At 68.7% G+C, this 24,489-nt stretch carries 24 protein-coding genes; 13 read left to right on the forward strand and 11 right to left on the reverse strand.

Going from position 1 to position 24,489, the window contains the following annotated elements:
• Nucleotides 1-49: 49 nt before the first annotated feature.
• Together MT490_RS00585 and MT490_RS00590 are read right to left on the reverse strand one after the other, a co-directional pair.
• Nucleotides 50-376: a hypothetical protein gene (locus MT490_RS00585; protein WP_297383296.1), complete on the reverse strand. Its 327-nt coding sequence runs from the start codon at nucleotides 374-376 to the stop codon at nucleotides 50-52.
• A gap of 73 nt (nucleotides 377-449) precedes the next feature.
• Nucleotides 450-1,295, reverse strand: a complete 846-nt coding sequence (locus tag MT490_RS00590) for a metallophosphoesterase (protein WP_297383298.1) — start codon at nucleotides 1,293-1,295, stop codon at nucleotides 450-452.
• A gap of 73 nt (nucleotides 1,296-1,368) precedes the next feature.
• On the opposite strand from MT490_RS00590, the gene MT490_RS00595 reads away from it, so the two are divergent.
• Nucleotides 1,369-2,949 (forward strand): cisplatin damage response ATP-dependent DNA ligase, encoded by a 1,581-nt coding sequence (locus MT490_RS00595; protein ID WP_297383660.1) that lies wholly within the window; start codon nucleotides 1,369-1,371, stop codon nucleotides 2,947-2,949.
• On the opposite strand, the gene MT490_RS00600 is transcribed toward MT490_RS00595, so the two are convergent.
• Nucleotides 2,946-4,256 carry a S41 family peptidase gene (locus MT490_RS00600; protein WP_297383300.1) on the reverse strand — a complete coding sequence of 437 codons (1,311 nt, stop codon included), beginning with the start codon at nucleotides 4,254-4,256 and terminating at the stop codon, nucleotides 2,946-2,948. The two genes, MT490_RS00595 and MT490_RS00600, sit on opposite strands and share 4 nt — an antisense overlap.
• Nucleotides 4,257-4,408: 152 nt before the next feature.
• Between MT490_RS00600 and MT490_RS00605 the strand changes: the two genes are divergently transcribed.
• Nucleotides 4,409-4,876, forward strand: coding sequence for an Lrp/AsnC family transcriptional regulator (locus tag MT490_RS00605; RefSeq protein ID WP_297383302.1), 468 nt, complete (start codon nucleotides 4,409-4,411; stop codon nucleotides 4,874-4,876).
• Between the two features lie 45 nt (nucleotides 4,877-4,921).
• On the opposite strand, the gene MT490_RS00610 is transcribed toward MT490_RS00605, so the two are convergent.
• Nucleotides 4,922-5,443 carry a TetR/AcrR family transcriptional regulator gene (locus MT490_RS00610; RefSeq protein WP_297383304.1) on the reverse strand — a complete coding sequence of 174 codons (522 nt, stop codon included), beginning with the start codon at nucleotides 5,441-5,443 and terminating at the stop codon, nucleotides 4,922-4,924.
• Between the two features lie 141 nt (nucleotides 5,444-5,584).
• Here MT490_RS00610 and MT490_RS00615 point away from each other — a divergent pair, with 141 nt between their 5' ends.
• A complete protein-coding gene (locus MT490_RS00615) occupies nucleotides 5,585-5,941 on the forward strand; it encodes a VOC family protein (RefSeq protein ID WP_297383306.1) in 357 nt (118 codons plus the stop codon).
• A 242-nt stretch (nucleotides 5,942-6,183) separates the two neighbouring features.
• On the opposite strand, the gene MT490_RS00620 is transcribed toward MT490_RS00615, so the two are convergent.
• Nucleotides 6,184-6,987, reverse strand: coding sequence for a cold-shock protein (locus MT490_RS00620; RefSeq protein ID WP_297383308.1), 804 nt, complete (start codon nucleotides 6,985-6,987; stop codon nucleotides 6,184-6,186).
• A gap of 210 nt (nucleotides 6,988-7,197) precedes the next feature.
• Between MT490_RS00620 and MT490_RS00625 the strand changes: the two genes are divergently transcribed.
• The 7 genes from MT490_RS00625 to MT490_RS00655 all read left to right on the forward strand — a co-directional run bounded on the left by MT490_RS00625 (nucleotide 7,198) and on the right by MT490_RS00655 (nucleotide 13,012).
• Entirely contained in the window at nucleotides 7,198-8,010 is an 813-nt protein-coding gene (locus MT490_RS00625) for a TerC family protein (protein WP_297383310.1), read from the forward strand.
• 31 nt (nucleotides 8,011-8,041) lie between these two features.
• On the forward strand, nucleotides 8,042-8,662 hold the full coding sequence (locus MT490_RS00630) for a ribonuclease D (RefSeq protein ID WP_297383312.1): 621 nt from the start codon (nucleotides 8,042-8,044) through the stop codon (nucleotides 8,660-8,662).
• A gap of 44 nt (nucleotides 8,663-8,706) precedes the next feature.
• Nucleotides 8,707-9,351 carry an LPS export ABC transporter periplasmic protein LptC gene (lptC, locus tag MT490_RS00635; RefSeq protein ID WP_297383314.1) on the forward strand — a complete coding sequence of 215 codons (645 nt, stop codon included), beginning with the start codon at nucleotides 8,707-8,709 and terminating at the stop codon, nucleotides 9,349-9,351.
• Nucleotides 9,351-9,914: an LptA/OstA family protein gene (locus tag MT490_RS00640; protein ID WP_297383316.1), complete on the forward strand. Its 564-nt coding sequence runs from the start codon at nucleotides 9,351-9,353 to the stop codon at nucleotides 9,912-9,914. The genes lptC and MT490_RS00640 overlap by 1 nt, the downstream gene beginning before the upstream one ends.
• A gap of 166 nt (nucleotides 9,915-10,080) precedes the next feature.
• Nucleotides 10,081-10,857 carry an LPS export ABC transporter ATP-binding protein gene (gene lptB / locus MT490_RS00645; protein WP_297383318.1) on the forward strand — a complete coding sequence of 259 codons (777 nt, stop codon included), beginning with the start codon at nucleotides 10,081-10,083 and terminating at the stop codon, nucleotides 10,855-10,857.
• A gap of 152 nt (nucleotides 10,858-11,009) precedes the next feature.
• Complete coding sequence (gene rpoN / locus MT490_RS00650) at nucleotides 11,010-12,524, forward strand: RNA polymerase factor sigma-54 (protein WP_297383320.1); 1,515 nt, start codon at nucleotides 11,010-11,012, stop codon at nucleotides 12,522-12,524.
• Nucleotides 12,525-12,607: 83 nt separating this feature from the next.
• Nucleotides 12,608-13,012 carry a hypothetical protein gene (locus tag MT490_RS00655; RefSeq protein WP_297383322.1) on the forward strand — a complete coding sequence of 135 codons (405 nt, stop codon included), beginning with the start codon at nucleotides 12,608-12,610 and terminating at the stop codon, nucleotides 13,010-13,012.
• A gap of 2 nt (nucleotides 13,013-13,014) precedes the next feature.
• On the opposite strand, the gene MT490_RS00660 is transcribed toward MT490_RS00655, so the two are convergent.
• The gene (locus MT490_RS00660) at nucleotides 13,015-14,013 is read right to left on the reverse strand and encodes a ligase-associated DNA damage response exonuclease (protein ID WP_297383323.1); all 999 of its coding nucleotides are present in this window, start codon (nucleotides 14,011-14,013) and stop codon (nucleotides 13,015-13,017) included.
• A 56-nt stretch (nucleotides 14,014-14,069) separates the two neighbouring features.
• Between MT490_RS00660 and MT490_RS00665 the strand changes: the two genes are divergently transcribed.
• The 3 genes from MT490_RS00665 to MT490_RS00675 are packed head-to-tail and all read left to right on the forward strand — an operon-like array spanning nucleotide 14,070 to nucleotide 19,002.
• Nucleotides 14,070-16,478 (forward strand): ligase-associated DNA damage response DEXH box helicase, encoded by a 2,409-nt coding sequence (locus MT490_RS00665; RefSeq protein WP_297383325.1) that lies wholly within the window; start codon nucleotides 14,070-14,072, stop codon nucleotides 16,476-16,478.
• Nucleotides 16,479-16,519: 41 nt separating this feature from the next.
• Nucleotides 16,520-17,524 carry an aspartyl protease family protein gene (locus MT490_RS00670; protein WP_297383327.1) on the forward strand — a complete coding sequence of 335 codons (1,005 nt, stop codon included), beginning with the start codon at nucleotides 16,520-16,522 and terminating at the stop codon, nucleotides 17,522-17,524.
• 44 nt (nucleotides 17,525-17,568) lie between these two features.
• On the forward strand, nucleotides 17,569-19,002 hold the full coding sequence (locus MT490_RS00675; RefSeq protein ID WP_297383329.1) for a mannitol dehydrogenase family protein: 1,434 nt from the start codon (nucleotides 17,569-17,571) through the stop codon (nucleotides 19,000-19,002).
• On the opposite strand, the gene MT490_RS00680 is transcribed toward MT490_RS00675, so the two are convergent.
• From MT490_RS00680 to MT490_RS00700, 5 genes are all read right to left on the reverse strand, one after another.
• A complete protein-coding gene (locus tag MT490_RS00680) occupies nucleotides 18,999-20,093 on the reverse strand; it encodes an ATP phosphoribosyltransferase regulatory subunit (RefSeq protein WP_297383331.1) in 1,095 nt (364 codons plus the stop codon). The two genes, MT490_RS00675 and MT490_RS00680, sit on opposite strands and share 4 nt — an antisense overlap.
• Nucleotides 20,090-20,479 carry a DUF559 domain-containing protein gene (locus MT490_RS00685; protein WP_297383333.1) on the reverse strand — a complete coding sequence of 130 codons (390 nt, stop codon included), beginning with the start codon at nucleotides 20,477-20,479 and terminating at the stop codon, nucleotides 20,090-20,092. Before MT490_RS00685 ends, MT490_RS00680 begins: the two co-directional genes overlap by 4 nt.
• Before the next feature lie 52 nt (nucleotides 20,480-20,531).
• Nucleotides 20,532-22,109 carry a phosphoglycerate dehydrogenase gene (serA, locus tag MT490_RS00690; RefSeq protein ID WP_297383335.1) on the reverse strand — a complete coding sequence of 526 codons (1,578 nt, stop codon included), beginning with the start codon at nucleotides 22,107-22,109 and terminating at the stop codon, nucleotides 20,532-20,534.
• A gap of 89 nt (nucleotides 22,110-22,198) precedes the next feature.
• Nucleotides 22,199-23,353, reverse strand: a complete 1,155-nt coding sequence (locus MT490_RS00695) for a phosphoserine transaminase (protein ID WP_297383337.1) — start codon at nucleotides 23,351-23,353, stop codon at nucleotides 22,199-22,201.
• A gap of 200 nt (nucleotides 23,354-23,553) precedes the next feature.
• Nucleotides 23,554-24,432, reverse strand: coding sequence for an alpha/beta hydrolase (locus MT490_RS00700; protein ID WP_297383339.1), 879 nt, complete (start codon nucleotides 24,430-24,432; stop codon nucleotides 23,554-23,556).
• Between the last annotated feature and the right edge of the window lie 57 nt (nucleotides 24,433-24,489).

Here is a 24,489-nt window from a genome sequence, read left to right on the forward strand (position 1 = left end):
CAAGTCTGCGCAACCCTCTCCCGACGGGAGAGGGGAGTTTGTTCCTGCTTTACTTGATCGCGGCGAGGTCGGTCTCGACCTTCTTGAGCATCTCGTCGGTGAGCTTGCCGCCCGACATGGGCTGCACCGCGCGCAGGCTCATGCCCTTGAACATGTCGTAGGACGGGTGGGTGGAAACGCCCGGCAGATCGGCGTCGAGCACCGCCTTGGCCTGGGCATCGGCGACCAGCCCCTCGATCGGCGTATCGAGGTTGAACTTCGCCGCGGCCGGGGCGGCGGCAGGCGCAGGCGCGGGCGCGGGCGCGGGCGCGGTCTGGGCGAATGCGGCCGGCGCGAGGCAAGCGAGCGCGGCGGCGGCCGAAAGCGTGAACTTCATTGTGAGCGAAACCCCTTTCCCAAGGCCGGACATGCTCCGGCGGCGCGAACCTAACCGCAAATTCATGGCATCGCTATCGCGGCGCGGGCCCGAGCGTCAGCAGCCAGAGATCGGGCGGCGCGCCCAGGCGGAAGGGGCCGCCGCTGGTGCCGAGCCCGGCGGTGACCACGACGGTCCGGCCGCCCTCGCGCCGGACGCCGCAACGATAGCGCGCACCGAAGCGCGACACTTCGGAGATCGGGCCGAGCAGGGGCAGCACCACCTGCCCGCAATGGGTGTGCCCCGCAAGGAGCAGCGAGACGTCGCCGGGAAGGTTCGGCGCGATGTCGGGGGAATGCGTCAGGATCACGCGCGCACCCGCGAACCGGCGCATCGCGGCGACGGTGGCGGGAAGATCGGCGCGGCCGGTGAAATCGTCCCCCGCCACGCCGAGCGCCAGCGGGCCCCGCGCGATCGCCGCATTGTCGGCGACGACGGTCGCCCCCGCGCGACGGAGCTCGTCGCGCACCGCCTCCACTCCGGTCCAATGATCGTGATTGCCGAGCGCCGCGACCACGCCGAGCGGTGCGCGCAGCCGCGACAAAGGCGCGACCATCGCCTCGCCGAGCCGCGACGCGCTGCCGGGCTCGTGGCCGAAGATGAAATCGCCGGCGATCAGCACGATGTCCGGATGGAGCGCGTTGATCTGGTCGACGATGCGTGTCAGCCGCGCACCGTCCATCGCGGCGGTGCCGATATGCACATCGCTGATCAGCACGGCACGGATCGACGGCGCGCCGGCAGGCCAATCGGGAAGCGCGATGGCCGCGGTGCGGACGACGGGATCACGGCGCGCCTCGGCAAAGCTGTAGCCCATCAGCGCCAGTCCGCCGAGGACGAGGCAGGCGAGGACGAGCAGGCCCGCTTTGTATCTGGTCATTCCAACTGCCCCCGAGCCGTCATCGCCAGACTCGTAACGGGAGCGCAATTGCAATGCCATGCGTTGCGCGACCATGCGCGCCTTTGCCGATCTGCTCGATTCCCTGATCTACACGCGCTCGCGCAACGCCAAGTTGCGGCTGATCGGCGATTATCTGGCGCGCACCCCCGATCCCGATCGCGGCTGGGCGATGGCGGCGCTGACCGGCGGGCTCGACCTGCCCGCGATCAAGCCGGCGTTGGTCCGCGCACTGGTCGAGGAGCGCGTCGATCCGGTGCTGTTCGCACTCAGCCGCGACTTCGTCGGCGATTCGGCCGAGACGATCGCCTTGCTCTGGCCCGAGCCCGAGGGCGCGGCCGTTCCCGCGGGGCCGCTGACGCTTTCCGAAGTAGTGCATGTCCTGGGCACCATCTCCAAATCCGATGCCCCCGCGGCGCTCGCTGCGATGCTCGACCGGCTAGAGGCGGACGAGCGCTTCGCCTTGCTCAAGCTGGCGATGGGGGCGCTCCGGGTCGGAGTCTCGGCGCGACTCGCCAAGACCGCGCTGGCACAGGCGTTCGGGCTCGATGTCGATGCGGTGGAGGAGGTCTGGCACGGGCTGGCGCCGCCTTATGCCGCGCTGTTCGACTGGGCCGAGGGGCGCGGGGAGCAGCCGACGCCCGAGAACCTGCCCGTCTTCCGCCCCTTCATGCTCGCGCATCCACTCGAGGCCGAGGTCAGCCTCGACGATTATGCCGCCGAGTGGAAATGGGACGGGATCCGCGTCCAGCTCGTCCATGTCGCGGGCGAGACGCGGCTCTACAGCCGCGCGGGCGACGACATCACCCACAGCTTCCCCGAAGTGGCGCAGGCGTTCGGCACGCCCGGGGTGCTCGACGGCGAGCTGCTGGTGAAGGGGACGACGCAGGGCGGGGAAGGCGGCGCGGGGAGCTTCAACGCGCTCCAGCAGCGGCTGGGGCGCAAGCTGGTGCCGGCGAAGACGCTGGCCGAGTATCCGGCGTTCGTGCGGCTCTACGATATCTTGTTCGACGGCGGCGAGGACCTGCGCGCGCTGCCCTGGTCGGTGCGGCGGGTGCAGCTGGAGGCTTTTGCGGCGCGGCTCGATCCCGAGCGGTTCGACGTATCAGCGGTGATCGAGGCGGCGGACTTCGCCGCGCTGGAGGAAATCCGCGCCGGCGCGCGCGACGCGGCGATCGAGGGGGTGATGCTCAAGCGCCGCGCATCCCCCTATGTCGCCGGGCGGCGCGCGGGCCTCTGGTACAAATGGAAGCGCGACCCGCTGATCGCCGATTGCGTGCTGATGTACGCGCAGCGGGGCTCGGGCAAGCGCAGCTCCTTCTATTCGGACTATACGTTCGGCGCGTGGACGGACGCGGGCGAACTGCTCCCGGTCGGCAAGGCCTATTTCGGCTTCACCGACGAAGAGCTCAAATGGCTCGACCATTTCGTCCGCAACCACACGGTCAACCGCTTCGGCCCGGTGCGCGAGACCGACAAGAGCCTGGTGCTCGAAGTGGCGTTCGATTCGGTGCAAGAATCGAAGCGCCACAAATCGGGGCTCGCGATGCGCTTCCCCCGGATCAGCCGCATCCGCACCGACAAGCCGGCACGCGAGGCGGACACGATCGAGGGGCTGCGGAAGCTCGCGACCTAGGCCTTTTGCACCTCGATGATCGTGCCATCGACGCGTTCGAGGACGAAGCCGGTAACCGCGCCGTTGACGAGGACGAAGCGGACGCGAGTGCGCGGATCGGATTCGAGCGCGAACAGATCGGCACCCAGCGGCACCAGCGCGGTCTTGGGGTTGCCTTCGCGCTGGTAGACCAATGCGCCGCTCTCGACCTTCACCGTCCGCAGCCCATAGCGACCGGCATAGGCGTCTAGCGGCCGCGCCGGCGTGACCGGCTCTATGCGTGCGCCGGCGAGGGCGGCGCTCCATTCGAGCTCGGTCTTCTCGGGGCCCTGCGCCTTGGCGGCGAGGCGCGTCAGCGCGTCCTGGTGCGCGCGATCGAGCGCGAGGTCGCGCGCCACCGCGAGCTTTGGCGCGACGCCCTTCGCCTCCCAGTCGCTGCCGTCGGGAAGCTCGGGCCGGCCGACCGAAACGCTCAGTGCGAAGCCGCCGGGGATGGTGAAGCTATCGTTGCGATACCCCGCCCCCGCAGTGGTCTCACCGACCAGCGTGCCGAAGCCGAAGCCCTTGACGTGCGACGCGAATTCCTCGGCGGCCGAGGCCGAACGGCCGCTGGTGAGCACATAGACCGGCACGCCGGTGATGCGGCCGCCCGGCACCTCGGTGTCGGCGACCGACACGGTGGGCTTCTCGTCGCGCATGTGGAAGGTGACCAGCTTCGCGCCCGCGGGTACGAAATAGCTCGTCAGTCGCCGAACCGCCTCGGGGCTGCCGCCGCCATTGTCGCGGATGTCGATGACGATCGCGTCGCCACCGCGCAGGAACGCCACCGCATTGTCGAGCGTCGCGCGACTCTCGTCGCCGGTCCACATGAAGCCGTCGTAGCGGAGCATGCGGACATTGCCCGGCAGCACCTTGAGCTCGCTGACGCCGTGGTTGTTGCGCCGCGCCAGTGCGCGCCAGAATGCCGAATCGGCTACCTCGTCATTCTGGCGCCCGGCGGCGAGCTCGGCGGCGACGCGCGGATCGAAGTTGATGGAGAGATGCTTGTCATGCGCGACCGCGGCAAGATCGTCGTTGATGCGGGTCGACAGTTCCTGCGGATCGGTGACCGCATAGCGACCGCTCGCCAGGCCCTTGGCAAGCGCGGCGTCGAGCGCGGGGCGGCGCTCCTTGATGACGTAGTTCTCGCGCAGTGCCTTGCGCACCGCCTCGATCACCGCGCGCGAATCCACCTTCGCCGCGGGCTGGGTCTGCGCTGTCACCGGACTCGCGGCAAAGACCAATGGGGCCGCGGCGGCGACCGCCCCGGCCAATAACAGGATACGCATCGAACTTCCTCCCATTGCGCGCCGGTTACGCCCCGGCTGACGCCCCCGCCAACACTCTGCGCTGGCGCAGGCGGCGTTGCGGAGGCATAGTTGCCACCCTGTGTGCACAATTCTGGCATGTTGGGGAGGAGTTCCGCCGGAAGATGGGCGCGATGCGCGACAACCTCGATCTCCGCATCCTCGCGCTGCTTCAGCACGACGCGTTGCTGACCGCGGATGCGCTCGCGCAGAAGCTGCCGCTCTCGGCCTCCGCGATCGCCCGGCGCATCCGCCGGCTGCGCGAAAGCGGGGCGATCGTCGGGGATGTGGCGGTGCTCTCCGAGGAGGTGGGGTCGTTCCTCTCGGCGGTCGTCCAGGTCCAGATGGACCGGCATGCGCTCGCCGCGGTCGAGGCGCTGCGGCGGCGGCTCACCGCCAGCCCGCATGTCCAATTGTTCCTCGACATATCGGGAGCCTTCGACCTGCTGCTGCTGGTGACGATCAAGGACATGGCGGCGTTCAACGATTTCGCCGACACGATGCTGGGCGCCGACCCGGTGGTGCGGCGCTACGAGACCAGCTTCGTCAAGCGCCGCCGGAAGTTCAGCCTCGCGCTGCCGCTCGACGCCGAGACGGAATGAACGCGGCTTGGTGGTGCGGCGCCGATCCGGGCACGGTGACGCGCGTCAGCGGGGGTCGGCCAGCAGGGACGCGCAGGCTTTCATCCGCATCGCCAGCTCGGGTGCGGGGCAGGCAACCGCGCCGCTGACCCAGAGGCGCAGCATCGTGAGCTGGGCGGCGGCCGCCGCCCTCGCCGACATCGCGGCCGGGGCACCGGGTTCGAGCCGCGCCTCGATCATCGCCGCGAGCCGCTGTTGCAGCTTCTGCCCCGTCCTGGCGTCGAGAAGGTGTCGCGCGAAGCCGCGCCGCTGCCAGACATGTTCGAGCGTCGCGTGCACCTGGACCTTGCTCGCCCTCCCCAATGCGGCGTTGGCCAGCGTGCGCAGGATCGGCTCGGTCGCGGCGACGAGGACGTCGTCCTTGCCGCGGAAATGTTCGTAGAAGGTCGCGCGGCCGACGCCCGCCGCGGCGATCAGTTCCCCGGTGCGGATCGCGTCGTAGCGCCGGCTGAGGACGAGCTGGACGAATGCGCCGAGGATCGCTTCGCGCGTGCGCTGCGCGCGCGGATCGGGATCGCCTTGGTCCATGCCCCAGCATGTAGCGCATGGGGCGGCGCGCGTGCCGGACTTTCGTCGCGCCTTGTCCGGAAGGGGCGTCTCGCGCCGGTTTGCCGCTCGCGCATCGGGCCCGGCTGATGCAGGGTGCGCGGCAATTGCAGGAGCGGACGAATGAGCGAAGCACATCGTGTGGTGGCGATCCTGCCGAGCGACGACCTAGACGCCAGCGAGCGTTTCTACCAGCGGCTCGGCTTCGAGGTGGTGAGCGACCATGGCGACTATCGCATCCTCGCCGACGGACGCGGCTGGCATCTGCACCTCAACCGGATCAAGGGCTGGCCGCGCAAGATCGAGGAGAACCCGTTCGGGCTCTATCTCTATGTCGAGGATGTCGACGCCGTCGCCGATCGGGTGCGCGAGCTGATCATCGAGAAGGGCGCGCCGCACGCGAAGCCGTGGGGCACCTATGAGTTCGCGGTGAGCGACCCCAGCGGGACGCTGGTGCGGATCGGGCGGGTGATCGAATAGGGAGTGGGATATAGAGCAGGACGGATTGCGTCCTGCCGATAGCTCGCCGGTGAAATACCCCCAGCCGTCATCCCGGCGAAGGCCGGGGCCCAGAGCCGCGGCGGGTTGCCTTTACGACTCTGGACCCCGGCCTTCGCCGGGGTGACGAAACGGGGAAGGGAAAGCGCAAGTCCAAAGCGGGCGCCCAAAGCAAAAGGGCCGGACGTTTCCGCCCGGCCCCTTCGTGATTCGGTCGCTGAGGATCAGCTGCCGGGCGTGAGGTTCACTGCCGCGTACTTGCCGCGACGATCGACCTCCAGCTCGAACTCGAGCCGGTCGCCTTCGTTGAGCGTCGGCATGCCGGCGCGCTCGACGGCGCTGATGTGGACGAACGCGTCAGGCTGGCCGTCGTCGCGCTGGATGAAGCCGAAGCCCTTCATCGCGTTGAAGAACTTGACCGTTCCGGTCGCCTTCTCGCCGGTCAGCTGGCGCTGCGGGCCGCCGGCGCCACGGGCGCCGCCTGCGTCGCGATCACGCGGCGGGCCGCGGTCCTCGACCGGCATCGGCTCGCCATCGATCTTGAGGTCGGTCGCCGAGATGCGGCCGCCGCGATCGACGAGCGTGAAGCCCATCGGCTGGCCTTCGGCGAGGCCGGTGAGGCCCGCCTGCTCGACCGCCGAGATGTGCACGAACACGTCCTCGCCGCCGTCATCGCGAACGACGAAGCCGAAGCCCTTCTGCGCGTTGAAGAATTTTACGACGCCCGTCGCCTCGCCGACGACCTGGGGGGGCATGCCGCCGCCACCGCCGCCGCCGCCGCGGAAACCACCGCCGCCGCCGCCGAAGCCGCCACCACCGCCGCCGCGATAGCCACCGCCACCGCCGCCGCCATAGCCGCCGCCACCGCCGAAGCCGCCGCGGTCACCACCGAAACCACCGCCGCCGAAGCCGCCGCGATCGCCATAGCTGCTGCCGCCGAAACCGCCGCCACCTTCGTCGCCAAAACCGTCGCGCTTGTCTCTGCCGCGCCCGCCGCGATCCCCACGGCGCCCTCGATCAAAACTCATGCCCTGTTCGTCTTCCCGGTTCGCCCATACTCAATCAAAACCCAAGCGCCGGACGAAAAACGCAGGTGTTCGGGCACAAAAAATAGCGCCACAGAATCGGTCATAGCCCAAAATCGTACAGGGGGCGAACAAAAATCGACTTGATTACGGCAGATTCATGGAAGGGACGCCGCTTGCGCCCCGCTTCGGCGCGCGGCAGACAGTCTTCCCATGGAGACGATCATCGAACTGCTCGCCAGCCCGGCCGCCTGGGCGGCGCTCGTCACGCTGATCGTGATGGAAGTCGTTCTCGGCATCGACAACCTCATCTTCATCTCGATCCTGTCGAACAAATTGCCCGAGGAACAACGCCAGAAGGCGCGGCGAGTCGGCATCGGCCTGGCGCTGGTGATGCGGCTGGCGCTGCTCACGATGATCGCGTGGATCGTCGGGCTCACCGCGCCGGTCTTCGACCTGGGGATCGCCGGACCGCTCGACGCGCATGGCGCGCCGACTTTCGAGACGCAATTCTCGTGGCGCGACCTGATCCTGCTGGCCGGCGGGCTGTTCCTGATGTGGAAGGCGACCACCGAGATCCACCATTCGGTCGATTCGGACGAGCACGACACCGACGACCTGCTGGACAAGAAGAAGGTCGCGTCGCTGACCTTCACCGCCGCGATCGTCCAGATCCTGCTGCTCGACATCGTCTTCTCGATCGATTCGATCCTCACTGCGGTGGGCATGACCGAGCATGTCGAGATCATGTACGTCGCCGTCGTCTTCGCGGTGACCGTGATGCTCGTCGCCGCCGATCCGCTCGCCAACTTCATCAATCGCAACCCGACGGTGGTGATGCTCGCTCTGGGCTTCCTGATGATGATCGGCATGGTGCTGATCGCCGAGGCCTTCGGCGCGCACGTGCCCAAGGGCTATATCTACACCGCGATGGCCTTCTCGGCGGCGGTCGAGGGGCTCAACATCATGTCGCGGCGCACCAAGGACCGGAAGGCCGCGGGCAAGGCGCCGCCTTCACCCCATTGAGGCGCGCGGCGAACAAGTCTAGGCGATCGGCATGACCGTGCATTTCCATGAAGAAGACCTGCCCGAGGGCGTGTTCGCCCCCGGCGCCTCGATCGCCGTCGATACCGAGACCATGGGGCTGATCACGCCGCGCGACCGGCTGTGCGTCGTCCAGCTCTCCGACGGCAGCGGCGACGAGCATCTCGTCCGCTTCGGGCCGCGCTCTTCCTATGACGCGCCCAACCTCCGGATGGTGCTCGCCGATCCCGAGCGGCTCAAGCTCTATCACTTCGCGCGCTTCGACCTGGCGGCGATCCGTTTCTATCTCGGCGTGACCGCCGCGCCGGTCTATTGCACCAAGACCGCGTCGCGGCTGGTGCGCACCTATACCGACCGGCACGGTCTCAAGGACCTCGTCCGCGAACTGCTCGGCCAGGAGATCTCGAAGCAGCAGCAATCGTCGGACTGGGGCGGCCCCGAGCTTTCGGACGCGCAGAAGGAATATGCCGCGTCCGACGTGCGCTATCTGCATGCGATGAAGACGGAACTCGACAGGCGTCTCGAGCGTGAAGGCCGCATGCCGCTCGCCCAGGCCGCCTTCGACTTCCTCCCCTGGCGCGCGGAGCTCGATCTCGCCGGCTGGCCCGAGGTGGACATCTTTGCGCATATCTGATTCCAGGAGGCCGCACCGGCCCCGCCCGGCCAAAGGGCCAGGCAATGTCTGAAGTCGCCGCGCGCCTCCGCTCGCAGAAGCGCGGCTGGGCGCATCCGGGCAGCAGCCACGACCGCATCGTCCGGCTGGGGCTGATCATCCTGCCGATCGGCATCGGCGTGCTCGGCGCATTCCTGGTGGTGTCGCCGCTGCTGATGAGCGGCGACGTCAGCTTCGTGCTCGACAAGAACAAGGTCGACATCTCCCCCGAGAGGCTGCGCATCGACTCCGCCGAATATCGCGGCGCCGACGCCAAGGGCCGCCCCTTCCATCTCCACGCCGGATCCGCGGTGCAGCGCAGCTCGTCCGAGCCGATCGTCAAGCTCAACGACCTCTCCGCCCAGATCCGGCTCGACACCGGCCCCGCCTCGCTCACCGCCGAGCGCGGCCATTACGACATGGCCAACCAGAAGGTCGCGATCGACGGCCCGCTCAAGTTCCAGACCGCCGACGGCTATGTGCTCAACACCCATGACGCCACCGTCGACCTGAAGAGCCGGCAGCTCCAGAGCGGCGGCGCGGTGACCGGCAATACGCGGTTCGGTTCGTTCAGCGCGGACGCGCTGAGCGCGGATCTCGATCAACGCACCGTGTCGTTGACCGGCAATGCGCGCTTGCGGATCATCCCCAACCGCGCAAATAGGCAATGATGACCCGCGGTACCGCCCTGCTTGCGCTCGCGCTCCCCGCGCCGCTGGCCCTGATGCTGGTCGCGTCGGCGCCCGCCGCCGCGCAGACCCGCCACGATTCGTCGGCGCCGATCGACGTCGATGCCGGACGGATGGAATTGCAGGACCGCGCCAACCGCGCGCTGCTGAGCGGCAACGTGAAGATCACCCAGGCCGAGATGACGCTCACCGCCCCGCGCGTGACCGTCACCTATACCGGCCAGATCAGCGACGGCTCGCCGCAGATCTCGCGGCTCGACGCCGCCGGCGGGGTGACCGTGACGCGCCCCGACCAGAGCGCCCGCGCCCAGTTCGCCGTCTACGACCTCAATCGCCGGGTGATCACGATGATCGGCGGAGTGACGCTGCGCCAGGGCACGAACACCATCTCGGGCGGGCGGCTCTCGATCGACCTCGACACCGGCCGCGCGACGATCGACGGCGCAGGCACGGGCGCCGGCGCGACTCCGGGCACGCCGGGCGTCCAGAGCCAGGGCGGGCGCGTGACCGGACGATTCTCGGTGCCCAAGCGCAACGGGCAATGATGCGTTGAAGCGCGTGCACCAGCACCGTATCAACCAGCGTCAGTAGGCGGCGTTTCTCAACGCCCTGGCGCAGTTTCGCTTTCCATCCCTCGCATTCTCATGCAGGAATCCTGCCATTCCGCGCCTATATGCGGCGGGTGAGTGAAACGGTCCGCGCAGGAAGCTTATGAACGACGTCGCCATGCTCGAGCACACCGTCGCCGATCCGGCCCCGCTGCCGGACAAGGGGCTCGCGGTCGTCTCGATCGCCAAGTCCTACGACAAGCGTGTGGTGCTCACCGACGTCTCGGTCTCGGTGGGACGCGGCGAGGTGGTCGGGCTGCTCGGGCCCAACGGCGCGGGCAAGACGACCTGCTTCTATTCGGTGATGGGGCTGGTGAAGCCCGATTCGGGCCGGATCATGCTCGACGGCGAGGACATCACCAAGCTGCCCATGTATCGCCGCGCGATCCTGGGGCTCGGCTATCTGCCGCAGGAGACCTCGATCTTCCGCGGCATGACCGTCGAGAAGAACATCCTGGCGGTGCTCGAGCTCGCCGAGCCCGACAAGGCCGCGCGCCAGGCCCGGCTCGAGCAATTGCTCGACGAGTTCGGCCTCACGCGCCTCCGCGCCGCGCCCGCCATGGCGCTTTCGGGCGGCGAGCGGCGCCGCGCCGAGATCGCCCGCGCGCTGGCCGCCGACCCGACGATCATCCTGCTCGACGAACCCTTTGCCGGCATCGACCCGATCTCGATCTCGGATATCCGCGAGCTCGTGATCCAGCTCAAGAATCGCGGCATCGGCGTGCTGATCACCGACCATAATGTCCGCGAGACGCTCGACATCGTCGATCGCGGCTACATCATCTATGACGGGCGCGTGCTCTTCGCCGGCTCGCCCGACGACCTGGTCCGCGACGAGAATGTCCGGCGGCTGTACCTGGGCGAGAGCTTCGAGCTCTGAGGCGATGACGACGCGGTTTTCCCACCTGACGTCATCCCCGCGAAAGCGGGGACCCATCTCGTGCAGGCGTCACGCGCAACCACGTCCGTCGCGCGGGATGCACGTCCGGGAGATGGGCCCCCGCTTTCGCGGGGGTGACGGGGTGGCGTAGGATGTCCCTCGCGCCGCGCCTCGACCTGCGCCAGTCGCAATCGCTGGTGATGACGCCGCAGCTCCAGCAGGCGATCAAGCTGCTGGCGCTGTCGAACCTCGAGATCGAGACCTTCATCGCCGAGGAATTGGAGAAGAACCCGCTGCTCGAGGCGCAGGGCGGGGGTGACGATGCGGCCGATGCGGCGCCCTCCGAGCCCGAAAGCGATTTCGAAGCGGCGCGCGACGGCCCGGCCGATACGAGCGAGCTGATCGCGGGCGGCGGCGAGGCGGCGGGCGAGGCCGCGCTCGACGTGGATTTCGCCGCCGAGACCTTCCACCACGACAGCGCGTCCGATTCGATCGGCGGGCTCGACGGCAGCCTCGGCATGGCGGCGACGGGCGGCGGCGGATCGGAGGACGGGCCCGATTTCGACAATATGAGCGCGTCCGAGCTCAGCCTGGCCGACCATCTGATGGCGCAGGCAGGGGCGAGCGTCGACGGCGCCGACCTGTTCATCGCCGCGCATCTGATCGACCAGATCGACGAGACGGGATATCTCACCGCCGCTTTGCTCGACGTGGCGAGCCGGCTGAACGTGCCGCTCGCGCGGGTCGAGGGCGTGCTGGCGACGATCCAGACCTTCGATCCCACCGGGGTGGGCGCACGCAACCTCGCCGAATGCCTGGCGCTCCAGGCCAAGGAGGCCGATCGCTACGATCCGTGCATGGCGCGGCTGATCGACAATCTCGAGCTGGTCGCGCGCGGCGACCTTGCCCGGCTCAAGCGGCTGTGCAGCGTCGACGACGAGGACCTGGCGGACATGATCCGCGAGCTGCGCAACTATGATCCCAAGCCGGGATGCCGCTATGGCGGCGAGCCGACCATGGCGGTGGTGCCCGACATCTTCGTCGCGCGCCGGGGCGCGGGCTGGGCGATCGAGATCAACGCCGCGACCCTGCCCAAATTGCTCGTCAACCGGGCCTATTATGCCGAGATCTCGGCGGGTCCGCAGGACAAGGCAAGCAAGGCCTGGATGTCGGACATGCTCGCCAGCGCCAACTGGCTGGTCAAGGCGCTCGACCAGCGCCAGCGGACGATCATCAAGGTCGCGTCCGAGATCGTGAAGCAGCAGGAGGCGTTCTTCCTGAAGGGCGTCGCGCATCTCAAGCCGATGACGCTGCGCCAGGTCGCCGACGTGATCGAGATGCACGAATCGACGGTGAGCCGAGTCACTTCGAACAAATATCTGAGCTGCGCGCGCGGGCTGTTCGAGCTCAAATATTTCTTCACCAGCGCGATCCAATCGGCCGATGGCGGCGACGCGGTCTCGGCCGAGGCGGTGAAGAGCGCGATCCGCGCGCTGATCCAGGCCGAGGACCCCAAGAAGATCCTGTCGGACGATACGTTGGTCGAGCTGCTCAACGCCAAGGGCTTCGACATCGCGCGGCGGACGGTCGCCAAATATCGCGAGGCGATGGGGATCGGCAGCTCGGTCCAGCGGCGCCGGCAAAAGGCGCTGGAGGGCGTGGGCTAGGATTCGGGGCCAGGATTGCGCGGATACGCCGGGCAATCCCGCGCCGTAGGACTCCGTAGAGGCGTTCTTCCTATAATGGGGACATGAGCGCGACCTTCTCCATCAACGTCGAACCCGAGCGCGATCTGGTGCGGATCGCGATGGCGGGCCTGTTCACGCCCGAGGATATCCAGGGCTTCTATGCCGAGCGGGAGGTCGCGCATGCGAAGCTGACCTGCGGCCGCAACGCGCATCTCACGATCAATGACCTGCGCGGCATGAAGATCCAGCCGCAGGAGAGCGTCGCGGAATTCCAGCAGATGCTCGGCGCGCCCGAATATCGCTCGCGGCGCCTCGCCTTCGTGATCGGCCGCACGCTGGCACGCAGCCAACTCCAGCGCGCGCTCTCCGCGCGCGGCCCCGAAACGCGCTGCTTCGACACGGTGGCCGAGGCCGAGGCCTGGCTGTTCCAGGGCGCGATCTCGGGGGAATTGCGCGCGGCGGGCTAAGCTCAGTCATCCTCGTCCTCGAAGCCGGCGAGATCGAGGGCGCGGGCCTTGATCTGGTGCGTGCGGCACCAATGGACCAGGGCGTCCTCGCGGCCATGCGTCACCCAGACCTCGCGCGGGGCGAGTTCGCGGATCGTGGTGGTGAGTTCGTCCCAGTCGGCGTGATCCGAGAGGATCAGCGGCAGCTCGACATTGCGCTGCCGCGCGCGTTGGCGGATGCGCATCCAGCCCGACGCCATCGCGGTGATCGGATCGGGCAGCCGCCGCGACCAGCGATCGTTGAGCGCGCCCGGCGGGCACAGGACGATCCGCCCCTCCAGTTCGGCCCTGGGCACCCCGGTGGCGGGACGCAGCTCGCCCAGCTCCACGCCATGCGCGACATAGAGGTCGCAGAGCCGCTGCAATGCGCCGTGGAGATAGATCGGATCGTCGAACCCCATCACGCGGAGCTCGCGGATCACGCGCTGCGCCTTGCCGAGCGCATAGGCGCCGACGAGCACGCAGCGCGCCGGGTTGGCGCGGAGCGCGGTGAGCAGTTTGTCGAGCTCGTCATGCGTCTCGGGATGGCGGAAGACGGGCAGGCCGAAGGTCGCCTCGGTGACGAAGACGTCGCACGGCACCGGCTCGAAGGGCGCGCAGGTCGGGTCCTCGCGGCGCTTGTAATCGCCCGAGACGACGATCCGCTCGCCGCCATGCTCGAGCACCAGCTGCGCCGAGCCGAGGACGTGACCGGCGGGGACGAAGCGCACGTCGACGGCGCCCATGCGCAGCGATTCGCCGTAAGCGACCGGGCGGCCGTTCTGCGGCCCGTAGCGGCATTCCATGATCGCCAGCGTCTCGGGCGTCGCCCAGACCTCGCCGTGGCCGCTACGGGCGTGATCGGCATGGCCGTGCGTGATCAAGGCGCGCGGCACCGGCTGCGAGGGATCGACCCACGCATCCGCGGCGGGAATGTAGATGCCCGTCGGATGGGGCGTGATCCAGTCGCCGAGCTTCGCCATCGAGTCTATATGGGCGGGATGCCCGGCGGTTCCCACACTCCAAAAGCCCTCAGCTAGTGACGGAACTACCCCAAATCCTCACCGACTGGTTCGCCGCGCGCGGCTGGCGTCCGCGGCGGCACCAGCTCGACATGCTCGCGGCGGCGCGGCGCGGCGAGCATGCGCTGCTCGTCGCCGCGACCGGCGCGGGCAAGACGCTCGCCGGCTTCCTGCCGAGCCTCGCCGAGCTGATCGAGACGCCCGGACAGGGGCTCCACACACTCTACATCTCGCCGCTCAAGGCGCTCGCGGTCGACGTGCAGCGCAATTTGCTCACGCCGATCGAGGAAATGGGCGTCGCCATCCGCGTCGAGACGCGGACCGGCGACACGCCGCATGAGAAGAAAGTCCGCCAGCGCGCGCGGCCGCCCGAGATCCTGCTCACCACGCCCGAATCGCTGAGCCTGCTCCTCTCCTATGAGGACAGCCTGACGATGTTCGCGGGGCTCAGGACCGTGGTGATCGACGAGGTCCACGCCTTCGCCACCGGCAAGCGCGGCGACCTGCTCGCGCTGGCGATGGCGCGGCTCCACCGGCTCGCGCCGGGCGTGCGCCGCGTCGCATTGTCGGCGACGGTCGCCGATCCCGACGGCTATCGCGCCTGGCTGGCGCCCGACGGCGACATCCATGCGGTGACTTTGGTCCAGGGCGAGAAGGGCGCCGATCCCGACATCGCGATCCTGCTCCCCGAGGGCCGCGTCCCCTGGGCCGGGCATTCGGGCGTCTATGCGATCCCGCAGGTGATGGCCGAGATCGAGACGCACCGCACGACGATCGTCTTCTGCAACACGCGCGGGCTGGCGGAGCTCGTCTTCCAGAATCTGTGGAAGGTCAACGAGCTCAAGCTGCCGATCGCGGTGCACCATGGCAGCCTCAGCCTGGAGGCGCGGCGGCGCGCCGAGCAGGCGATGGCCGACGGCAAGCTGCGCGCATTGGTGGCGACCGCCAGCCTCGATCTCGGGGTCGACTGGGGCGATGTCGACTGCGTGATCCAGATGGGCGCGCCCAAGGGATCGTCGCGCCTGCTCCAGCGGATCGGGCGCGCCAACCACCGGCTCGACGAATCGAGCGAGGCGGTGCTCGTCCCCGGCAATCGCTTCGAATATCTCGAGGCACGCGCGGCGCTCGACGCGGTCGAGCAAGGCGAGCTCGACCCCGATATCTTCCGCCCCGGCGCGCTCGACGTGCTCGCGCAGCATATCATGGCCTGCGCCTGCGCCGCGCCGTTCGATGCTGCGCAAATGCTGCAGGAGGTGCGCGCGGCGCTGCCCTATTCGGCGCTGGAGGAGGAGGTTTTCGACCGGGTGCTGGGCTTCATCGCCGACGGCGGCTATTCGCTGCGCGCCTATGACAAGTTCAAGCGGCTGACCAAGGGGCAGGACGGGCTGTGGCGCGTGACCAAGCCCTCGTTCGTCGCGCAGCACCGGCTCAATGCCGGGATCATCGTCGAGGCGCCGATGCTCGACGTGCGCTTCAAGAACGGCCGGCGGCTGGGCAAGGTCGAGGAGGCGTTCGGCGCGACGCTGGCGCCGGGCGACACCTTCTTCTTCGCGGGGCTGAGCCTCGAGGTCGAGCGCGTCGAGCTCACCGACCTGATCGTGCGGGCGAGCGCGAAGCAGGCGCGCTACGTCTCGTACATGGGCGCGCGGCTGGCGATCACCTCGACGCTGGCGAAACGCGTACGCGTCTTCCTCCACGACCGCGGCCATTGGCAGCGCTTTCCCGACGACGTTCGCGAATGGCTCGAGGTGCAGGCGCAGCGCTCGGCGATCCCCGCCCCCGGCCAGTTGCTCGTCGAGACCTTCCCGCACGAAGGGCGGCACCATATGGTCGTGTACAGCTTCGAGGGCTGGAACGCGCACCAGTCGCTCGGCATGCTGGTGACCCGGCGGATGGAGGCGATGGGATTGAAGCCCCTGGGCTTCGTCGCCAACGACTATGCGCTGGCGGTGTACGGGCTCGAGAGGATCGAGGATCCCGCTTCGCTCTTCTCGCCCGACATCCTCGAGCACGAGTTCGTCGACTGGGTGCAGCAATCGGCCTTGCTCAAGCGCGCCTTCCGCGAAGTGGCGATCATCGGCGGGCTGGTCGAGCGCCAGCATCCGGGCAAGAAGAAGAGCGGGCGGCAGGTCACCTTCTCGACCGACCTGATCTACGACGTGCTGCGCAAATACGAGCCCGATCATCTGCTGCTCAAGGCCGCCTGGGCCGATGCGCGCGCGCGGATGACCGATGTCGGCCGGCTCGCGCACCTGCTCGACACCGCCGCCGAGACGATGCTGCACGTGGATCTGCCGCGGGTGAGCCCGATGGCGGTGCCGGTGCTGATCATCATCGGCCGCGAACGCACGCCGCAGGGCACGGCGGAAGATGCACTGCTCATCGAGGCCGAGGGCATCGCGGCGGAGGCGATGCGGCTCGATTGATTTCGATTGCTGCGCAATATGTGCAGGTATATCGTCACCCCATGCCTGGAGTCGTCTATCCGCTCCTGCTTCTCACCCTGCCGATCGAGGCTCCCGGCGGCACGCCACCCGCGCCTGCGCAGGATCCCGAGCTGATCACGCCCGAATCGGTGATGGAAGCGACATTGCTGACGCTCGGCGAGATCGACCAGCGGCTTACCGTCCCGGTCGCGGTCAACGCCAAGGGGCCGTACAACTTCATCATCGACACCGGCGCCGAGCGCACCGTGGTCTCGCGCGAGCTGGCCAATTCGCTGCGGCTGAGCGCGGGCAATCCGGTGACCCTGCTCTCGATGACCGGGCGCAGCAAGGTCGACACCGTCCTCGTCCCGGATCTCATGATCAAGTCGATCGGGGTGCAGCACAGCATGGTCGCCCCCAAGCTCGAGGCGCGCAATCTCGGCGCGATGGGGCTGCTCGGCATCGACACGCTGCGCGATCACCAGGTCTCGATCGATTTCGATCGCGGGACGATGGAAGTGCGCAAGAGCGAGAAGCGGAGCAAGTTCCGGCGCGCGGCGCGGGACGAGATCGTCGTGACCGCGAAGAGCCTGTTCGGCCAGCTGATCGTCACCGATGCCTATTACGGCAGCACGCGCATCCAGGTCGTGCTCGACACCGGCAGCCAGGTCAGCATGGGCAACAGCGCGCTGCGCAAGCGCGTCGCGCGCACGCGCAAGACCCAGCCGATCGAGCTCACCGACGTGACCGGCGACAAGACGCTCGCCGACTATACCTCGGTGCCCAACATCAAGGTCGGCGACGTGGTGTTCGGGGCGATGCCGGTCGCGTTCGCCGACGTCGCGCCGTTCGAACGGTTCGGCCTTACCAACCGCCCCGCGCTGCTTCTGGGGATGGATGCGCTGCGCAGCTTCCGCCGGGTAGATATCGATTTCCCGAACCGGCAGGTCCGCTTCCTGATGCCCAAGAACACACCGAGCCGGTTGCAGGAATATCGCTCGCCCACCACGGGCACGGGCGGCTATTCGTCGAACAAGACGCTCTGACGACGGATTGACTTCGCCTGCGCCCGCCTGCTTGGGCTCGGCGCATGACTCGTCTGTCCCGCACTTCGCTCGCCGCGCTTCCCGGCGCCGTCGCTCGCCCCGGCCACGCGCCCCAGGACATAAGCACCGGCATCGTCCATTTCGGCCCCGGCGCGTTCCACCGCGCGCACCAGGCCGCCTATGTCGACCGGCTGCTCGACCAGGATCCGCGCTGGGGCATCGCCGCGGTCTCGCTGCGCAGCGGCGGCACCACCGATGCGCTCAAGGCCCAGGACGGGCTCTACACGCTCGCGGTGATCGATCGCGATCCCTCGATGCGGATCGTGGCCGCGCATTCCGACGCGATCGGACCCGGCGAAGGCGCGCGGCTGCGGAAACTGCTCGCCGATCCGGCGGTGCGGATCGCGACGAGCACGGTGACCGAGAAGGGCTATTGCCTGGCGGGCGACGGCAGCCTCGACTTCGCGCATCCCGATATCGTCCACGACCTCCAGCGCCCCGCCGAGCCGGCGAGCGTGATCGGCTGGATCGTCGCCGGGCTGGGCGATCGCCGCGCGGCGGCCCTGCCGCCCTTCGCGATGCTGTGCTGCGACAACATGACCGGCAACGGCGCCAAGCTCCGCGCCGCCTGCGTCGCGCTGGCCCGCGCCCAGGATCCGGGCCTGGCCGACTGGATCGCCGGCGAAGTCGCCTTCCCCGATTCGATGGTCGATTCGATCACCCCGGCGAGCGACGCGGCGTTCCTGGCCAAGGTGCAGGGCGCGCTCGGCGTCGCGGACCAGGCCGCGGTCCAGCGCGAGAGCTTCACCCAATGGGTGCTCCAGCGCTTCGACATGACCGATGGCCCGGACCTCGCTTCGGCGGGCGTGACGCTCACCAGCGACGTGCGCGGTTACGAGCAGGCCAAGTTGCGCATCCTCAACGGCGCGCATTCGACGCTCGCTTATACCGGGCTCGCGCGCGGGCACGAGACGGTGTTCGAGGCGATGTCCGACCCTGCGCTCGAAGGCTTCGTCACGCGGCTGGTCCACCAGGACATCGCCGCGTCGCTGGCGCCGGTCGAGGGGCTCGACACCGCCGCTTATGCCGATGCGGTGCTGGATCGCTTCCGCAACCCCGAGATCCGCCATCTCCTGTCGCAGATCGCCTGGGACGGCTCGCAGAAGCTGCCCTATCGGCTGCTCGACACGACGCGCGCCGCGCTCGACGCCGGGCGCAATGTCGAGCGGCTCGCGGTGCCGGTCGCGGCATGGATCGCCTTCCTGCGCCGCAAGGCCGAGGCGAGCGAGACGATCACCGATCCGATGGCCGACACGCTCGCCGCCGCGGCGACCAGCGCCAACCCGGTGACGGAGATGCTCGCGATCGAGCCCGTGTTCGGCGCGCGGTTGGGAGGCGACGAGCGGTTCCGCGCCGCGGTGCGCGAGGCGTTCCAGCATTTCGCGCAGGGCGACATCGCCCTGCTGCTGGCGCGCTAGAGCGCCTGAGGTCCCCCCGCGCCCAGCACATGGGTGCAGAGCTGCGCCTCGGGCGTGTCGTCGGCCTCGAGCGCGGCGACGGTGACCCAGCCCTCGGCACGCAGCCTGGCGCCTGCCTCTGCCGGAGTACCGAACGGCAGGAACAGCCGGCGTCGCTCGCCCGCGCCGAGCCCGGCGTTCAGGATCGGATCGGCATAGAGCGAGAAGCCGACCGCGGGCTCCTCGCGGCCGTCGCCGTGGAGGATCGTGTAGGTGCCGCCCCGGCCGATCTCGCCGCGCACGCCGGCCGCGAAGATCGAGAAGCCCAGCCAGCTCTGATATTCGAAGCCGTGGCGCTCGGTGGGGTCGAGCGTGAGCGCCGCCTGGCCGTCGACGCTGGCGGCGATGCGCGCGAGGCCGTCGAGCCGGCTCGCCAGCGCATTGCCCGCGTCGATCGCGCGCAGCCGCGCCATCGCCGCGTCGAAGGGCCCGGCCGCCTCGATCAGCGGCAGCCAGCGCGAATCGATCGCGGCGACCCCGCCGGCGTCCTTGGCGTCGAGCCGGTCGCGCAGGGTGGCGAGCGTCGCGGCGTCGAGATCCGCGGCGAGCGTATCGGCGAGGTCGGGCAGCGTGAAGTCGATCGCGATCCCGGTGACGCCCGCGGCCTGGAGCGCCTCGATCGCGACACAGACCACTTCGATCGCCGCGGCGACGGTGTCGAGCCCGATCAGCTCGCAACCGATCTGGCGCATCGCGCGCTGCGGGTTGAGCTCGGAAGCGCTGAGCTTGACCACCGGCCCGGCATAGGAAAGCCGCACCGGGCGCGGATGGTGGCCCATGCGGGTGACCGCGATACGGCCGACCTGCGCGGTGAGATCGGGCCGGATCGCGAGGGTGCGCTGCGAGACCGGATCGACGAAGCGTACCGCGTCGCGCACCCCGCCCGCCTTGAGCCGCGTGGCGAGCTCGTCGGCGAATTCGGCGAGCGGCGGATCGACCTGCTCATAGCCGTAGAGCCGCGCCACGCCGAGCACGCGCGCTTCCAGCCCCGCTGCCGCATCGGCGGCGGGCGGGAGCCGATCGTGGAATCCCTCGGGGAGAAGGCCGGTCAAAAGCCCTCTCCCCTCTGGGGAGAGGGTTGGGAGAGGGGCAGTGCGGCAAGTTCCACGCTGATCGCGTGAGCAACGCCGTCCAGATTGCTTCCAACCTCGTAGTTCGTGAACCGGATCACCTTGTACCCCTGTCGCTCCAGCCACGCCGTGCGGCGCGCGTCCTTCAGCTCGCACAATGCATGCGTGTCGCCGTCGATCTCCACAACCAGCTTTCGCGACCGCGCGACGAAGTCGGCGATGTAGGGTTTGATGACCACCTGTCGAGCGAATTTCACACTCTCGAACTGCTTGGCGCGAAGGATGCGCCACATCGCAGCTTCGGTGGGTGTGGGGTTGGCGCGCATTTGCTTGGCACGAGCCAACAACGCGCGATCCGTTTGCGGCACTGCCCCTCTCCCAACCCTCTCCCCGGAGGGGAGAGGGCTTTAGATTAGCAGCTCAGAACCGCAGCGCCATCGCGGTCTTCACGCCGGGGAGCGTGCGGACCTTGGCGACGAGCTCGGGAGTCACTTCGTCGTCGACCGAGAGCAGCAGCACCGCCTCGCCGCCCGCCGAGCGGCGGCCGAGGTGGAAGGTGCCGATGTTCACGCCCGCCTCGCCGAGCGTGGTGCCGAGCCGGCCGATGAAGCCGGGCGCGTCCTCGTTGACGATGTAGAGCATGTGGCCGGCGAGATCGGCCTCGACCTTGATGCCGAACAGCTCGACGAGCCGCGGCGCCAGATTGCCGAACAGGGTGCCCGCGACCGAGCGGTCGCCCGCCTGGGTGCCGACCGTCACGCGCACCAAAGTGTGATAGTCGCCCTCGCGCTCGTGGCGCACTTCGCGCACGTCGAGCCCGCGCTCCTTGGCGAGGAAGGGCGCGTTGACCATGTTCACCGTGTCCGAATGGACGCGCATCAGCCCGGCGAGCACCGCGCCGGTGATCGGCTTCTGGTTGAGCTCGGCGGCAGCGCCTTCGACTTCGATCGAGATCGAATCGAGCGCGCCGTGCGCCAGCTGGCCGACCAGGCTGCCCAGCCGCTCGGCCAGCGCCATGTACGGCTTGAGCCGCGGCGCTTCCTCGGCCGAGAGCGAAGGCATGTTGAGCGCGTTGGTGACGCCGCCCGAGACGAGATAATCGGCCATCTGCTCGGCGACCTGGATCGCGACATTGACCTGGGCCTCGTTGGTCGAGGCGCCGAGATGCGGCGTCGAGATGAAGTTGGGCGTGCCGAACAAAGGCGATTCCTTCGCCGGCTCCTGCACGAACACGTCGAGCGCGGCGCCGCCGATATGGCCCGATTCGAGGCCCGCCTTGAGCGCCGCCTCGTCGATCAGCCCGCCGCGCGCGCAATTGATGATGCGCACCCCCTTCTTGGTCTTGGCGAGGTTCTCGGCCGAGAGGATGTTGCGCGTCTGGTCGGTCAGCGGCGTGTGCAACGTGATGAAATCGGCGCGCAGCAGCAGGTCGTCGAGGGTCATCTTCTCGACGCCCATCTCGAGCGCGCGCTCGGGGGTGAGGAAGGGATCATAGGCGATCACCTTCATCTTGAGCCCCAGTGCGCGGTCGGCGACGATCGAGCCGATATTGCCCGCGCCGATCAGGCCGAGCGTCTTGCCGGTCACCTCGACGCCCATGAAGCGGTTCTTCTCCCACTTGCCGGCCTGGGTCGACTTGTCGGCCTCGGGCAGGTCGCGGGCAAGCGCGAACATCAGTGCGATCGCATGCTCGGCAGTGGTGATCGAGTTGCCGAACGGGGTGTTCATGACGACCACGCCCTTGGCCGAGGCGGCGGGGATGTCGACATTGTCGACGCCGATCCCGGCGCGGCCGACCACCTTGAGGTTGGTCGCGGCCTCGAGGATCTCCTTGGTCACCCTGGTCGAGCTGCGGATCGCCAGGCCGTCATATTCGCCGATGATCGCCTTCAGTTCCTCGGGGGTCTTGCCGGTGATCTCGTCCACCTCGACTCCGCGCGCGCGGAAGATCTCGGCGGCCTTGGGGTCCATCTTGTCGCTGATCAGTACCTTGGGCATTTTCTACCTCGTCATCCCGGCGCACGCCGGGACCTCATGATGTGTGGGGAATCGCGGTCCGAGATCCCGGCTTTCGCCGGGATGACGGATCAGGCCTTGGCTTCGGCGTAGGCCCAGTCGAGCCAGGGGCCGAGCGCTTCGATATCGGCGGTGTCGACGGTCGCGCCGCACCAGATGCGCAGGCCCGGGGGCGCGTCGCGATAGCCGGCGACGTCGTAGGCGGCGCCTTCCTTTTCGAGGCTAGCGGCGAACTTCTTGATGAAGGCCTCGTCGGCGCCCTCGACGGTCAGGCACACGCTGGTCTTCGAGCGGATACCGCCATCGAGCGCGAGATGGCCCAGCCAGTCGCGCTCGGCGACGATCCTGTCGAGCGCGGCGGCATTGGCGTCCGAGCGCGCGATCAGGCCGTGCAGGCCGCCCAGGCCCTTGGCCCATTCGAGCGCGAAGATCGCATCCTCGACCGCGAGCATCGACGGGGTGTTGATCGTCTCGCCCTTGAACACGCCCTCGGCGAGCTTGCCCTTGGCCATCAGGCGGAACACCTTGGGCAGCGGCCAGGCGGGGGTATATTCCTCGAGGCGCTGGACCGCGCGCGGGCCGAGGATCAGCACGCCGTGGCCGCCCTCGCCGCCCAGCACCTTCTGCCAGGAGAAGGTGGCGACATCGATCTTGTCCCAGGGCAGGTCGTAGGCGAACACCGCGCTGGTCGCGTCGGCGAAGCTCAGCCCCGCGCGATCGGCCGGGATCCATTCGCCGTCGGGCACGCGAACGCCCGACGTGGTGCCGTTCCAGGTGAACAGCACGTCGTCCGACCAGTCGACCTGGTCGAGATCGGGGAGCTGGCCGTAATCGGCGCGGTGGATCTTGGGCTCGAGCTTCAGCTGCTTGACCGCATCGGTGACCCAGCCCTCGCCGAAGCTTTCCCAGGCAAGCGTGGTGACGCCGCGGGCGCCGAGCATCGTCCACATCGCCATCTCGAAGGCGCCGGTGTCCGAACCCGGAACGATGCCGATGCGGTGCGTGTCGGGGAGCGCGAGCATCTCGCGCATCAGGTCGATCGCATATTGCAGGCGGGTCTTGCCGATCTTCGAGCGATGCGAGCGGCCGAGCGATTCGCTGGCGAGCTTCGACGCATCCCAGCCCGGAGGCTTGGCGCAGGGACCGGAAGAGAAAAAGGGGCGAACCGGCTTGGCGGCGGGCTTCGCAGACGCAAGATTGGCGTCGGTAACGGCGGAATCACTCATGTCAGTCTCTCCTTGCAGAGAGCACGCGCGGCGTTGGGACCGCGTGGCCCGCCGACGCCCCTAACGGCGGCGGGCGCAAAGTCAATTGGCGAGAATGCGCGCATGTTGTCGTCTGGCCGCATTCGTCGTCCCGACGAAAGCCGGGATCTCGTGCCGTATCGCACCCTCGCCTGAGATCCCGGCCTGCGCCGGGATGACGGTCAGGGCTCGGGCGGCCATTTCGCCAGCAGCCCGCGGTCGGTCATCCAGTCGGTGATCCGCGCGGGCCAGTTGCGCAGGCTCACCATGGGAGTCGATTCGCCCATGTTGAAGGCGTGACCGCCCGCCGCATACATGTGCAGCTCCGACGAGGCGCCCGCGGCGCGATAGGCGTTCAGCAGGTCGATGATCGGCTGCGAGCAGCATTGGTCGTCATTCGTCGCCGCCATCAGCAAGGGCGGCGAATCGCGCGTGATGCTCTCCTGGTCGTGGAGCGGCCCGGGAAAGACGAGGATGCCGAAATCGGGGCGCGGCGAGAGCCGGTCGATCGCGTCGCCCTTTCCCGGCGCCGCGACGGGCGGACTGAGCAAGGTCACCCGGGCGAGCTCGCCGCCGGCGGAGAAGCCCATCACGCCGATTCGCGCAGGATCGAGCTTCCATTCGCCGGCCCGCGACCGGATCGTCCGCATCGCGCGCTCGGCATCCTGCCGGGCATGCTCGAACTTGTAGGGCGAACCGGTCCCGCGGAAGAGCCGGTAGCGCAGCACGAAGGCCGCGACTCCGCGCTCGGCGAACCAGCGCGCGACATGGTTGCCCTCGGTGGTGATCACCAGGAATTCGTGCGCGCCGCCCGGCATGATCAGCACCGACGCGCCGGTCTCGCGGCCGGGACGCGCGGGGAAATAGGTGATGCTGGGATCGTTGACCGGCTTGAGCCAATAGGCCTCGGACTGTTCGGGAATCGCTTTCCGGGCCTCGAACCCCGGCGCGCCATGGCTCCAGAGCGCGATGCGCAGCGGCTCGGCAGGCGGCTGCTGCGCCAGGGCCGGCGATGCGAACAGGGCGAGCGCCCAGGCGAAGGCGGCGAGCAGCTTGGTCATGGGCCTCTCCGGTCGACGCCGTCTTCGCGCGGCATCCGGCGGCGATGGTAGCGGTAA

Source organism: Sphingomonas sp., assembly GCF_026460985.1.
In the GTDB taxonomy this organism is placed as follows: Bacteria; Pseudomonadota; Alphaproteobacteria; order Sphingomonadales; family Sphingomonadaceae; genus Sphingomonas.